General features: G+C 64.2%; 9 protein-coding genes. 2 read left to right on the forward strand and 7 right to left on the reverse strand.

The window, feature by feature from the left end:
• Positions 1-129: 129 nt before the first annotated feature.
• The 5 genes from FD678_RS13215 to FD678_RS13235 form a co-directional block, all read right to left on the reverse strand.
• Entirely contained in the window at positions 130-3,348 is a 3,219-nt protein-coding gene (locus FD678_RS13215; protein WP_218569714.1) for a glycoside hydrolase family 2 TIM barrel-domain containing protein, read from the reverse strand.
• An 11-nt stretch (positions 3,349-3,359) separates the two neighbouring features.
• Positions 3,360-6,068 carry a TonB-dependent receptor gene (locus tag FD678_RS13220; protein WP_177497788.1) on the reverse strand — a complete coding sequence of 903 codons (2,709 nt, stop codon included), beginning with the start codon at positions 6,066-6,068 and terminating at the stop codon, positions 3,360-3,362.
• Between the two features lie 505 nt (positions 6,069-6,573).
• Positions 6,574-7,122, reverse strand: a complete 549-nt coding sequence (locus FD678_RS13225; protein WP_140724332.1) for a YdeI/OmpD-associated family protein — start codon at positions 7,120-7,122, stop codon at positions 6,574-6,576.
• Positions 7,123-7,164: 42 nt separating this feature from the next.
• Positions 7,165-7,632: a GFA family protein gene (locus FD678_RS20965; RefSeq protein WP_441346746.1), complete on the reverse strand. Its 468-nt coding sequence runs from the start codon at positions 7,630-7,632 to the stop codon at positions 7,165-7,167.
• 35 nt (positions 7,633-7,667) lie between these two features.
• Positions 7,668-8,345, reverse strand: a complete 678-nt coding sequence (locus tag FD678_RS13235) for an ion channel (RefSeq protein WP_140724338.1) — start codon at positions 8,343-8,345, stop codon at positions 7,668-7,670.
• Positions 8,346-8,581: 236 nt separating this feature from the next.
• Here FD678_RS13235 and FD678_RS13240 point away from each other — a divergent pair, with 236 nt between their 5' ends.
• Both FD678_RS13240 and FD678_RS13245 read left to right on the forward strand, forming a co-directional pair.
• Entirely contained in the window at positions 8,582-8,788 is a 207-nt protein-coding gene (locus tag FD678_RS13240) for a hypothetical protein (protein WP_140724341.1), read from the forward strand.
• A complete protein-coding gene (locus FD678_RS13245; protein WP_140724344.1) occupies positions 8,775-9,839 on the forward strand; it encodes a type II toxin-antitoxin system RelE/ParE family toxin in 1,065 nt (354 codons plus the stop codon). Before FD678_RS13240 ends, FD678_RS13245 begins: the two co-directional genes overlap by 14 nt.
• Before the next feature lie 808 nt (positions 9,840-10,647).
• Here FD678_RS13245 and FD678_RS13250 read toward each other — a convergent pair.
• Together FD678_RS13250 and FD678_RS13260 are read right to left on the reverse strand one after the other, a co-directional pair.
• Positions 10,648-11,640, reverse strand: coding sequence for a hypothetical protein (locus FD678_RS13250; RefSeq protein WP_218569716.1), 993 nt, complete (start codon positions 11,638-11,640; stop codon positions 10,648-10,650).
• Between the two features lie 345 nt (positions 11,641-11,985).
• Positions 11,986-12,702 carry an Imm52 family immunity protein gene (locus FD678_RS13260; RefSeq protein WP_140724347.1) on the reverse strand — a complete coding sequence of 239 codons (717 nt, stop codon included), beginning with the start codon at positions 12,700-12,702 and terminating at the stop codon, positions 11,986-11,988.
• Positions 12,703-12,820: the final 118 nt, after the last annotated feature.

The raw sequence follows: 12,820 nt of genomic DNA on the forward strand, positions 1-12,820 counted from the left end.
CGAGAGAAGGAAAAATCCGCGTCGCCAGACAACGCTGGCAAGGCTCGTCGGGACTGAAGCCCCTCCCACAGAAGACAATCCCCCGAGGACCATCCAAACTCCCGGACCAAAGTCCGCCTGGGCTTGGGCTTATTCCGCCGCCCCGACAGAATCACTCACCAACTGCGGCTGCAAGCGGAACCGATACCGCGAGGGCACCACCGGGATGCGGTAGGCCTGGTGCGGCTGGCCCCAGCGGCTCCATTGGTCGTCGCCGCCCACGCCGATCTGGCGCTGGTCGATCATCAGGCTGACGTGTTCGCGCGGCCGGATGTCCGAGCTGTGCGCCTGCCCCACCGGCTTGCGGTCCAGGTCCGAGTACGGGAAGGCCAGCGCGTTGACCGACAGCGGCTCGGCGCCGGTGATCTTCAGCCCCGTGCCGTTGGCCGGTGCCACCGCCAGCCAGCGCACGTCCACCTTGTTGCCGGTTTCCTGCGGGCGGATGTAGTCGTGGTTCTGCTCGGCGATCCTGCCCGAGTACAGCGCGATCTCGCCGCTCGTGTAGCGGTCGGCGTAGGTTTCGTGCGGGCCGCGTCCGTACCAGCTCAGCTCGGTCATGCGGCTGGGCACGGTGAACATCAGGCCGAGCCGCAGCGGGTCGGGCAGGCCGGCGTACAGCGGGCGGAAATCGCCGGTGACGGTCACCGAGCCGTCGCGCGCCATCTCGTAGGTGACGTCGTACTGCACGTCCGGCGTGGCGTCGCCGCCGATGTCGAAGCCCACCTGCACGCGCGCGCCGCCGTCCTGCGACCTGGACGCCTGCACGCCGCGGACGCGGCGGGTTTCCGAGAGCGTCTTCCAGACCAGGTGGCTGGCGTACAGGCCGGTGCCGATGTCGTTGTCGGTCGGTGCGCGCCAGAAGTTGGGCGTGCCGCCGCTGAGCAAGATCTGGCCTTGGTAGGCATAGCGCGCCACCTGCCCGGTGCCGCGATCGACCACCAGTTCGGCGCCGGCGGCGCGCAGGCGGATCTCGCCTGCGGTCTCGCTCATCGCCACCGCATTGCCGGACGTGGGTGCGGGCGGCAGCACGGGCGGCGACGAGAGCGCGAACTGCTCCCACGACACCACCTGCCCCGCCGGCACCAGCGGCACGGCGCCGTCGCGGGCCAGCGCGCGCAGGGTCAGGAAATACTCGGCACCGGGCTTGCGCTGCACGGGCGGCAACGTGAACTGCACAGTCTCCTGTCCATCGGCCGGCGTGGACAGGGCCGGCCCGCGGCCCTGCGCGACCAAGCGCCCGTCCTCGCGCAATTGCCAATCGAAGTCGAACCGGCCCAGGTCGATGAAGTTGTGCCGGTTGCGCACGACGAAGCGTCCCGCGGCCGCATCCACTGCCTCGAACTGGACCGGCCCGTACACCTTGGCCAGTTCATGCAGGTGCGGGTTGGGCGTGCGGTCGGATTGCAACAGGCCATCGCCGAATTCGATGGCGTCCTGGCCGGAAGGATTGGGACCGTAGTCGCCGCCGTAGGCCCAGTACTGCCGGCCGTCGGGCGTGGTCTTGATCATGCTCTGGTCCACCCAGTCCCAGACGAAGCCGCCCTGCAGGCGGTCGTGGGCATAGATGGCGTCCCAGTAGCGCTTCAGGTCGCCCAGGCTGTTGCCCATCGCATGGGCGTATTCGCACTGGATCAACGGTATCGGCGGCGAATCCGGGTTGGTGACGAAATCGACGATGCGCTCCACCGAGTCGTACATCGGCGCGTAGAAGTCCACGTAGGGCTCGGGCAGGTGCTGGGCGTACAGCGTGCCGTGGCCCAGGTAGCTCACCAGGCGGGTCTTGTCGTAGCCGCGTATCCACGCGGCGGCCTGGGCGAACGCCGGGCCGGTGCCGGCCTCGTTGCCCAGCGACCAGAAGATCACCGACGGGTGGTTCTTGTCGCGCTCCACCATGCGCTGCACGCGCTGCAGGTGCGGCAGCGCCCATTTCGGGTCGTAGCCCAGCTGCACCTTGTCGCGCGCGCGCATGCCCTGGTCGCCCTTCTGCATGTACTCGTGCGACTCGATGTTGGCCTCGTCCATCACGTACAGGCCGTACTCGTCGGCCAGCGCGTACCACAGCTCCGCGTTGGGATAGTGCGAGGTGCGCACCGCGTTGATGTTGTTCTGCTTCATCAGCTCGATGTCGCGGCGCATCGAGGCTTCGGAAACCACGTGGAAGGTGTACGGATCGTGCTCGTGGCGATTGACGCCGCGGATCTTGATCGCCCGGCCGTTGACCTTCACCAATCCGCCGCCGATCTCCACCGTGCGGAAGCCCACCCGCGTGGCGGTGGCCTGCACCAGCTCGCCGCCCGGCCCGTAGACCTCGAGCAGCAAGGTGTAGAGGTTGGGGGTTTCGGCGGTCCACGGACGCACGCCGGCGATGCTGCCGGCCAGCGTGGCCTTGCGCGGCTTGGCCGAGCCCGCCAGTTTCGCCTCGCGCTCGAGCACGACGCGGTCGCCGTCGAGCACGCTGGCCTTCACCCGGACCGGCGTGGCGGCGCCGCTCATTTCAACGTCCAGATCCAGCACGCCGTCGCGATAGGCCTTGTCCAGCGTGGTGCGGGCGAAGAAGTCGCGCAGCCAGACCGGCGGTGCGGCGACCAGGTAGACGTCGCGCTCGATGCCGTTGACGCGCCAGAAGTCCTGGTCCTCCAGGTAGCTGCCGTCGGACCAGCGGTACAGTTCGATCGCCACCGTGTTCCTGCCCGGTCGCAGCTTCGCGCCGACGTCGAACTCGGCCGGCAGCTTGGAGTCCTCGCTGTAGCCCACTCGCTCGCCGTTCACCCACACGTAGTAGGCCGCGCCGGCCGCGCCGATGTGCAGCATCACCTGGCGTCCGTCCCAGCCGTCCGGCAGGGTGAAATCGCGCCGGTAGGAACCCACCGGGTTGGTCGCGTGCGGGATGAAGGGCTGGTTGGCCGGGAACGGATAGGTGATGTTGTTGTACAGCGGCTGCCCGTAGCCTTGCGCCTGCATCATCGACGGCACCGGGATGGTGGCCCAGCCCGACACGTCGTAGCCGGGGCGGTAGAAATCCACCGGGCGCTTGTCCGGGCTTTCCGAGTAGGCGAAGTGCCAGGGACCGTTGAGCGACAGGAAGTACCGCGAGTCGCTCATGCGGCCCGCCCGCGCCAGCGCCACCGACTCGTAGGGAAAGCCGGTGGCGCGCATCGGCGCGCGGTCGATCTCGTTGATGTCCGGGCGTTCCCACTCGCGCACGCCGGCCGTCGAATCGGCAGCCGGCGCTGCCAGGGCGAGCACCGGCAGCACCAGGAGCAGCAGCGAGGCCAGGCCCTTGCGCGATCGGGAAAGCAGGGATTCCAACGTCGTTCTCCTTACCACGAACCCCGGATGCCCAGCGACAGCGTCCGGCCGTTCTTGGCCATCCATTGCACGCGATCGGTGTAGCGCGAGTAGGCTTCCTCGGTCTCGTTGGTCAGGTTGGTGGCCTCGGCGAACACCGAAACGTTGTCGTTGATCTTCAGGTTGGCGCTGAAATCCAGTTGCCCATAAGGCTTGACCGTGGTCGGCTGGCCTTGCGAACCGCGCACGGCGGCCAGGTATTCGTCGCGCCAGTTGTAGGCCACGCGGAAGCCGATGAGATCCTTTTCGTAGAACAGGACCAGGTTGCCGGAATCGGCCAGCCCCACCACCGCGAACTGGCCGGTGGCGATGGCCGGGTCGAAGGTCTGCGCGCTGTCCACGTAGGTGTAGTTCGCTTGCACGCCCAACCCGTCGAACGGCGTCGGCAGCCGGTCGAAGGTGTACTGGAAGGACAGCTCCGCGCCCTTCACCACCGCCGTGTTGGCATTGACCGGCTTGGTCTCCAGGAACGGGTAGCCCTGGATGGTGGTGGGCTGGGTGATGGACGTGATGAAGTTGTCCACCTTCTTGTAGAAGCCGGCCAAGCCCAGGTAGCTGGTGTTGTTGAAGTACCACTCCGCGCCCAGGTCGTAGTTGCGCGCCTTGTACGGCTTCAGGTCCACGTTGCCGGTGTCGTAGGAGCCCGGGCCGGGCGGACGCACGCCGATGCTCTCGCTGATGCGCAGGCTGGTCAGGGTGGGGCGGGTCACCGTTTCCGAGGCCGAGGCGCGCAGCACCAGGTCGTCGCGCAGGTTGATGCGGAAGTTCAGCGAAGGCAGCCAATCGTCGTAGCTGGCGCTTCGCGAGATCGGCACCGGCGGGGTGAAGTGCACGACCGCATTGGTGGGGTCGCCCGGGTTGCCGGTGATCGACTCTATCTGCGAGGACACCGCATCGGACACCACATCGGTTTTGACGAAACGCACGCCGACGTTCAACACCCATGGCATGTCACGGAAGCTGTTTTCGAAGTTGGCCATGGCGTAGGCGGCGTAGGTCTTCTCCCGCACCTGCCACGGACTCTGCGCGACCGGCACAGCCGTGTAGCCGCCGTACTTGGCGATCGCCTCGGCAACTTTTTGTGCGCTTTCCGGATCAAGCTGGTTGTAGGCGGCCGGGCTGGAGAGGAACTGGAAGTACCGCTCCGCGTCGTAAGTGAGCCACTGCGTCGGCGCGCCGGTGGAAATCCCGTTGACGATGGAGCCGGCATTGAACACGCTGGCCAGCTCTGCCGGTACGCGTACCGCGTAGCCGCAGTAGGCACAGTTCAGGTCTTCGTCCGAGCTGCGCAGGGTGACACTGCTCTTGGTGCGCTTGGAGCCGGAGACCCCGAACTTCAGCATCGACAACGTCCCGTCGGTGAAGTTCCGGGTGAAGTTGATCTTGCCTTCGTACATCTCGTCGCGGCGGTTGTCGCCCTCCCGGCCCACGTAGTGCGCGCGCAGGTCGGAGGTATCGACGGTGGACAACAGGTTGGAGTAGCTGGGGAAGCCGCCGGGATTGAGGTTCCAGGTCGGGTTGGTGCCCACGTTGCGCGTGCCCATCACCATGAAGTACTGCTTGCCGCCGTCGTTCTCTTCGGCCTTGGAGTAGGAGCCGTCGAAATCCAGCGTGGCCTGCTCGCCCACTTGCCAGGCCACGTTGATGCCGGCCTGCTGATTGGTGGAGTCGCGTGGGAAGCTCGCCACGACGTAGTCGTTGGCCAGCCCACCGGTGTCCCTGCGCACGAACGAAGTGGCCGTGCCGTTGGCATCGGCGGTGATCGACTGGATGTCGGCCGGGTCGTCGAACAATCCCAGGGCGTTGTAGTGGGACTTGATCTTGTAGTGCGAGTACATCGCATCCAGCGTGACCGTCACCGTGTCGCTGGGTTTCCAGTCGATCGCGCCATTGATGCCGGTACGCGTGCGTTCTTCTTCGGTCACCCGGTATTCCGTCGTACGTGGCACTGCAATGCTGGTCGATGTGGCCTCGTCCTTGTAGCCGTTATCGCCGGTCAGCCAGCCATCGGTATTGACGAACTCGGACCTGTGGTTGCGCTGATAGCGCACCACGCTCAGCAGCGCGCCGAACGTGCCATCGGCGTTGGTATCGCTGATCAGCGCCGACACCTTGGGCTTGGTATCGCCGGACATGCTGCCCTGCACGCCGGAGACGCTGCCGGCCACGTGGAAGCCCGGGTTGTCCAGCGGCCGCTGGGTGCGGATGTTGACCGTGGCGCCGATGCTGCCCTCGCTCAGGTCGGCCTGGGAGGTCTTGAACACCTCGGCGGTATTGATCAGCTCCGAAGGCAGCGTGTCGAAACTGAACTCGCGCCCGGCATTGTCCGTGGCCATGGTGCGGCCGTTGAGCAGTACCGTGTTGAATTCCGGGCCGAAGCCGCGCACGGTGATGAACCGCGCCTCGCCGTTGGAACGATCCACGGAAACGCCCGCAATGCGCTGCAGGGCATCGGCCACGTTCTGGTCGGGAAACTTGCCGACGTCCTCGGCCGAGACCGCGTCCAGCGTGCCTACCGCGTCCTGCTTGAGCGCCTGCGACTTGCGGATGCTGGCGCGGATGCCGGTGACCTGCACCGCATCCAGGTCGGTGACGCCCTGCGCGTTCCTGTTCTCGGCCGGTGGGCTGGCGGCAGGCGCGCCGTCCTGCGCGTTGGCCGGAAAGGCGGCGGAAGCGGCCACGGCCGCCATCGCCAGGAGTCCGTTGCGGATTGAAACGGTTAATGCCGACTGATCCATTTCCCCACCCATTGGCTTGGACGAAACGATGGTGTACGGCAGCGCTCCCCCCGGTGCGCCTCTCGCCTCGGTCCTCCTGCGGCCATTGCCGGCCATGCACGTCGGACGCGTGGCGAGTCATTTGTAAGATAAATCGTATTTATGTCATCGAGCGGCACGCAAGCTGCATCGCAACATGGGCGCGAAATCGCGATGGCCACCGCCGCAGCGCACGTGCCGGCCTTCCCGCGATGGGCTTGGAGACCGGGAAAAGCACGGAAAAAGAGCGTTCGTGGCGCGCATGGCATCCTGCGCGCGCATCGGGTGTCTTCGTTGCAGGAGGGCGCAGGTGGCCCAGCGCCATTGGCCCGTGGCCGATTGCAGGCTTCTTCTTGTCAGCAGCGGCACGAAGACGCGCCTCGCCGGCAATGGCGGCCCGGCCGGCTCGTGCCCGCCGGCGCGCCGAGGCCTATTCCGCCGCTTCCGGCGCCGCGAAGGCCTTGCTGTAGATCCCCGAACGATCGAAGCAGCAGGCGCGGCGCTTGCCGGAGGCGAGCATGTCGCAAGCGGTGTGGATGCGCTTCACGCGCGTTTCGGCCTTCTTGCCGGAGGTGATCCAGTGGATCCAGTCGCGCCGCGCCACCGGCGTGATGTCGTCCCAGACCGCACGCGCGGCCGGATGCGCGGCCAACGCCTGGCGCAGGTCGGAAGGCACCTGGGGTTCCGGCTCGACCGCGGCCGGCGCGAGTTCGAGCGCGACCGTGGCGCCCGCCTCGATGCCGGCGGCCTCGCGCAATGCCTGCTCGACCTTGAGCCAATGGCTACCCTGCCCATCCGGTTCCAGGGTGGCCTGGAACGGATGGCCCGCGATCGTGCCTTCGACGCTGACCATGCTGCGTGCCGGCAACTTCGCGCTGGCATCCTTGGGTAGCACGAGGAACGCCCACGCCGCGCCTTTCGGCGTTGCGGGCCGCAACAGTTTCGCCTCGAATCGGATCTTGCCCGTGGTCTTGCCCATGGCGAGACGATAGCACTGCTGCCGGCGCGAAGGCCCGGGGATCTACACGCCGCCCTGCACGAACTCGACGTTCGGGATCCAATGCGTCGCGCGCCTGGCCAGGCGGCTCGCCTCATCCTCTCCGTCGTAGGAGACCGGCACCTGGCGGAGCCTGGCCGGATCGACGTCGTCGAAGGCCAGCACGCTGACGACCGCGTGGAGGCGGCCATCGATCCGGCTGCTGACCACCGGCACCGCCCCGCAGGACGCGCATACGTGGAAGTCGGCGGTCTTCGTCCCGAACCGGTAGGCGGACACCTTCGCGGGGTCCTTGATCCGCACGGTCAGGGCGCCCTCCGGGCACGCCGTCCATACCCCGCCATGCTTCCTGCAGAAGGAGCAGGAGCAGGCCCGGGCCGGGATGTCCTCCGGATCCGGCCGCCAGTCCAGGGCGAACCCGATGTTTCCGCAATGGCAACTGCCCCGGACAAGCATTCGCGTCCTCCTGGCCAACGACGAACATGCAAGCATCCTGCCGCGCGCGGCAGGCGTTTGCGGGCCGCGGCTCAACGCTCCCGCTGCCGGACGCCCGTCAGCGCGATCAGCCGCGACACCACCACCGCGATGTACATCACCCCGGCGAACATCGCCAGCATGGTCAGCGCGCGGGCGGCCGGGGTGACCGGCACGATGTCGCTCAGGCCCACGCCCGACATCAGGCTGAAGCTGAGGAACAGCAGTTCCAGCCAGCTGCGCGCGTGCGTGGGATCCACCGCCCCGCTGAAGCTGCCGGGCGCCAGCGCCTGGCACGCCGAGAACGCGAAGGCGAAGCCCCAGGCCAGCAGCGTGAACGTGGCGCCGGCCGCGAGCAGTTCGTCCATGGTCACGTCGTGGTCGCCGAGCATGTAGAACATCAGGCCCGCCGCCGCGTAGAAGTACAGCAGCGCCTCCAGCACCTGCGCGAACGCCTGCAACGGCCACACGTGCATGAAGTTCGCCAGCAGCGACAGCACGACCGAAGGCACCGCCAGCGCCCAGGCCACCCAGTCCGACGCGCTGCCGCGATCGACCACCCAGATCACCAGCGCCAGCACCAGCATGCCGAACGCGCCGAACAGCGCGCGGCCGAGCGAGGTGTCTTCCATCAGCGGGTACAGCAGCAGGCCCAGCAACTGCACCGCCAGCAGGATGCCGGCCGGGTGCCGGCGGAGCGTGACCAGGCCCTGCCGGAGCGAGCGGTTCATGCGTGCCGTCCTGTTCGTTGCATGCCGGGACATGCGGGCCGTTCGGGCGGGTGCGATGGTCTCATCGGGCGCGGCATCCTGGGTTGGCCACGGCAGCCTGCCATGCCGCCGCAGGTCCGCCAAGGGATGCGCGCGGCCGGGCGCGGGCGATCCGCGGACCGGCGTGTTCCACCGCGACACGCGGATGTCCGGGCCGTGGCGCTAGACTTGGGGATCGTGCTCCACGGCGTCGCGACATGTCCCCCCTCAAGCAAGAAGCGCACAAGCTGATCGACGCGCTGCCCGACGCGGCCGGCTGGGACGACGTTGCGCGTGCCGTGGACGAGGCCCGTTTCCATGGTGCGGTCCGTGACGGCATCGAAGCGGCGGACCGGGGGCAGCTCGCCGGCCCTGAGCGGATGAAGGCGACGTTCGCCAGATGGGGCATCGATGTTGCGGCGTGAGTGGACCGCCCCGGCCGCCAAGCGATTCGAACACGCCCAGGACCACTACCACGCCCTCAACCCGGTGGCGGCCGCGGCGATGGCACGGCAGGTGCTGGAGGCGACGCGGAGGTTGGGCGAGCAACCGGGACTGGGTCGGCCTGGCCGGGTCGCGGGAACCCGGGAATGGCGGGTCGCGCGCACGCCGTACCTGCTCGTGTACCGCGTGCGCGACGACGCGCTGCAGGTGCTGCATGTCGAGGTGGACGCGCGCGACTGGATGCCGCGGACCGAGCCCTGGATCGAGCCCCTGGAACCGTGGCTCGCGGCGCTGGCCAGCGCGCTGCTGCACGTGCTGATGGTGTTCGCCTTGCTGCACGCTTCCACGCCGACCATGTCCACGCCGCAGGGCGCCGTCGCCGGCGGCCGGATGAAGGTGGACTTCCTCGGCGAGACGTCCGAACCGGAGCAACCCGCCCCGCCGAGCCCGCCCCCGCCTTCGGCCACCTCGCCCGTTCGCTCCACCGTGGTCAAGGACGCCAAGGATCCGTTGCCTCCCGACGTGGCCGCCACGCCGCGTCGCGTGCCGGCTCCCCGCCCCGTCGTGCAGCGCCCGAGCCAATCGCCGTCGCCGACGCCCGCACCGGTGCAGCGCCGTCCCGAGACCTGGACCGGCCGCCCGCCGGGCATGCTCGACGAGGACGTCGCCGAGGACGACGGGCTGGCCGACAGCGCCGCCTTCGAGCCCGGCTACCGCAACGATCGCCGCTCCGCCGAACCGAGCCTGGACGTGGGCGGCTACCAGGTCTACTACGACCTGCGCAGCGAGACCCAGCTGCGCGCGTGGAAGGAGCAGGGCATGAAGGAAATCGCCATCCTCCTGCCCGGCACCCAGAACCGCATGATCTGCCCGCTGGAGATCGCGCTGCGGCGCGGTTCCGGCAAGTGCCGCCTGCTGCCCCCGGACTCCCCGGAACTGCAGTCCATCGGCGACGCCCGCGAGGTCATCAACATGATGGAGGTCTACCGCCGCGGCGAACCGGTGTGGCGCGGGCCGGGGCCGTATCGGTGAGGTAAAGGGGTACTTGGGCCGCGGTCCCGGCTACAGCCGAACGGCAAGCCAAAGACGCGACCGAATCACCGGACACTCCGTCTTCGTGTGCAGGCATGCCGCCGAACCGGCAACATGCCTGCACGACCAATCAGCACCAATGCCAATACATGGGCACGCTGCGCAACGATTCACCACGTGTCATGGCGCAGATCGCATTCCTCGCTTGCGCAGGACCGGCGGCGAGCTCGTTCGAAGCGACTATGGGCTCCCCCTATTTAATCCAGAAGGGCTCGCATGACCGCCGCCGCATCGAAGATCACAATGTCGTGTCAACGGTGAGAAGCAGTCCGAGAGAATTTCTAACGAAGTATATAGAAGTACACACCCCGTCGCTTGCTTTACCCTTTGTCGTCGGGCGACTCGCTACCTTAGCACCCTTCTCGGTCAGTACCCTAAAGAGGCGTGTCATGTTGAAGACAGGCTCTTGGCAACACGAGTCCAAGTCCCTACCCAAAAAAAGCCCTCGGTGAACCGAGGGCTTTTTTTTAAGTTGATCTAACAGAGAGAAATAATCCAACAAAAACCACAACAATAGATACTCCCGTTAAGAAATACGAATACCTCCTCCTCGAGAAATAATCATACCTACCTATTTTAATAAGATGATGTACTGGGAGCGCAAGATATATCAATGAGAATAGGAAATAATAGACATTGAGTCCAACCCCATCATTCCCAATGGATTTGCCTATGGCCGCAATCACTACCGATCCAAGTAATATAAGAAAAGATCGGAAAGCAAAATAATTATTGACTCTTGCATTATTCATGGTGATAGATATCGAACTTGGCATCTGACGCCGCTTGGAGTTGATGCGCAAGCAACAATGTAACTCACGTTCACCGGTACGTTGCGCGGCCCGTCCCAACCAACACCCAAGTTGGATAGGTGATTGATCATTTCCCCGCCAGCATTGGAGGCGGAGGAGACGTTAGGATAGACGTAATTTCTAGTACCTTCATCATCCGTCACCTGATCTCTTGTTTCTGGAATTGGATTACCGGCTGCATCAATAGCCGAACCCTTTACATACGAATAATCTCGCGCACTCCAATTCCATTGTATTTTAAAGTAAGAACCATCGGGGAATTTTATAATATTTACAACTTTGAATGGATTTTCAAGTGGATTCTTGCTCAATACACTCATAAAATCGACGAGTGTTGTGCGTAACTTATCCACAAAATAGTAGAAGGGCCCGACCTGTTCATAGCTCAGCGCTGCCCTTATAGCAGTATCGCGATAAGTCGGGGTAGTTACAGCATCCATCGCTGTCATCGGCCGAGTCCCGACAGCTGCGACCGTTGCTCGAGCCTGTGCGCTTACTACAGTTGGCACCTGAACGGCTACAGAGAATTCATGTGTTGCTGTCGGAGAGCCTCCATTGGCGTCATAAACCGCCAGTCCCGCACTTAACACACTCCGTTCACCACTGGTCAGACTAACTTCTTTAACAGTAAGAGTGGTCGTTGCAGTGACAGCCAGCTCGCTCGAGGTAATCCGAACATAATCCGCAGCCGGCGCATTCGTTGGCACTGTTCCTCCGCCACCGCCGCTACTCGAACTAGTAACACGCATGTGATAAAGCGTACGCCGCGATAGATCCCACAAATAGTGATCGCCAACACCAAGTTCCCGCGACATGGTTTGTTTCTTGCCCAAGTCGCAGTCATTGCAGATTGCCGCTGCGGCATGGGCTGTAGACGTCGATCCAAACAGTACAGCTGCTAGAAAAATCGCTGATTTAACCCTATCCATTGCTTGCATTCCTGTGCGTGCGTGGGGATGTCCCCACGTTGATTTTTCACATTGCCTGCATTGGTAGCTTTGCCGAGTTTGGCCGCATGGCAGAAGTTAGGAAAAACTTCGCAAGAAATAGCTCCGCTGGGACTTGCCGCCGTAGTGGCCGCATCTGCATCGACTTAGGATATACAAAAGAGCGCTGCTCTCTATTCCGTTGAGGCGTGGTCCACGACCCTACTGCCTATCAGGAGGCAGGACAATTTCTTCCCTGCAACCTGTGTCTCAGCTTCCATCAAGTGGGCGGATATATATGAGCACTTCGGGAAAGTGATCTAGTGGTTCTCCGATATTCTTCAGAAACTATAGCGAAGAGCCGATAACTGACAGCAAGTCCAGATCGGCCAAGCTCATCTCGACCTGATTGGCCTGCTTGATTGCCGCCGGATTGCCCAAATCCAGGACTTCGGTAGCAAGGATAAGGGTGCCGTTACCTTGACGCTCCAATCGTGCCGCATCGGGAACCTGTTCAGCGGCAAGGGGACTGTTTACGTACCCCATCCATCCCAGAAACTCCCGATGGGGAAACGGAGCACGGTCAATACTGTACAGAAGCAGATCGTTTCCTACTCGCTGTTTCACATTGGTTTGGGCGAACCAAACACCTGGGACCTTGCTCAGCTCTTTCAGGATCCCCCAAATGATCTCCGTTGGGCGTTCGAAGGCCTGCTCCGGATTTCCAATACTCAGCCGCATGTCTCCAAAACTGGGATTGATGGTCCAACCTATTCGGCCACGCTTTTTCCAAGTCTTTTCGTCTCCAGCGTTCGTCAACAACAGGCCAGGAGCTCCTTTCTCCTTGAGCTCGGGAAACTCCTCATCTTCCTCCATACGGGCGATGATCCCCTTCCGGTCGCCGAAGGGAAGAAAAGCATCTTTAGGGCCCCGAGGGTTGGACCACCATTCGCGAAAATCAGGATGCACTTGAGCCAATCGCCCTATCAGTACTGCGGCGGCTGCATAGGCCTCGGGCAAGGACAGCCTTTCCGGCCGGGACTTCACCACCAAGGTGATGCCCATGTCAGATTCGCCCCAAGATGTAGAGAGTAAAGCAAGCCGCTGTGGATGGAATTCCGGCCTCGACTCCTGCCTTGCATGCGTCCATTTCCATGAAGTGCCATTCGGGCTTCCCCTGGGG

The sequence above is a fragment of the Pseudomonas sp. Hp2 genome (assembly GCF_006386585.1).
Lineage (GTDB): Bacteria > Pseudomonadota > Gammaproteobacteria > Xanthomonadales > Xanthomonadaceae > Pseudomonas_S > Pseudomonas_S boreopolis.

Bases quoted from the DNA above. Each gene is read 5' to 3' on its own strand.
- FD678_RS13225 (WP_140724332.1), bottom strand. From the start codon at position 7,122: ATGGGCAAGACCACGGGCAAGATCCGATTCGAGGCGAAACTGTTGCGG.
- FD678_RS20965 (WP_441346746.1), bottom strand. From the start codon at position 7,632: ATGCTTGCATGTTCGTCGTTGGCCAGGAGGACGCGAATGCTTGTCCGG.
- FD678_RS13250 (WP_218569716.1), bottom strand. From the start codon at position 11,640: ATGGATAGGGTTAAATCAGCGATTTTTCTAGCAGCTGTACTGTTTGGA.
- FD678_RS13235 (WP_140724338.1), bottom strand. From the start codon at position 8,345: ATGAACCGCTCGCTCCGGCAGGGCCTGGTCACGCTCCGCCGGCACCCG.
- FD678_RS13260 (WP_140724347.1), bottom strand. From the start codon at position 12,702: ATGGGCATCACCTTGGTGGTGAAGTCCCGGCCGGAAAGGCTGTCCTTG.
- FD678_RS13245 (WP_140724344.1), top strand. From the start codon at position 8,775: ATGTTGCGGCGTGAGTGGACCGCCCCGGCCGCCAAGCGATTCGAACAC.
- FD678_RS13240 (WP_140724341.1), top strand. From the start codon at position 8,582: ATGTCCCCCCTCAAGCAAGAAGCGCACAAGCTGATCGACGCGCTGCCC.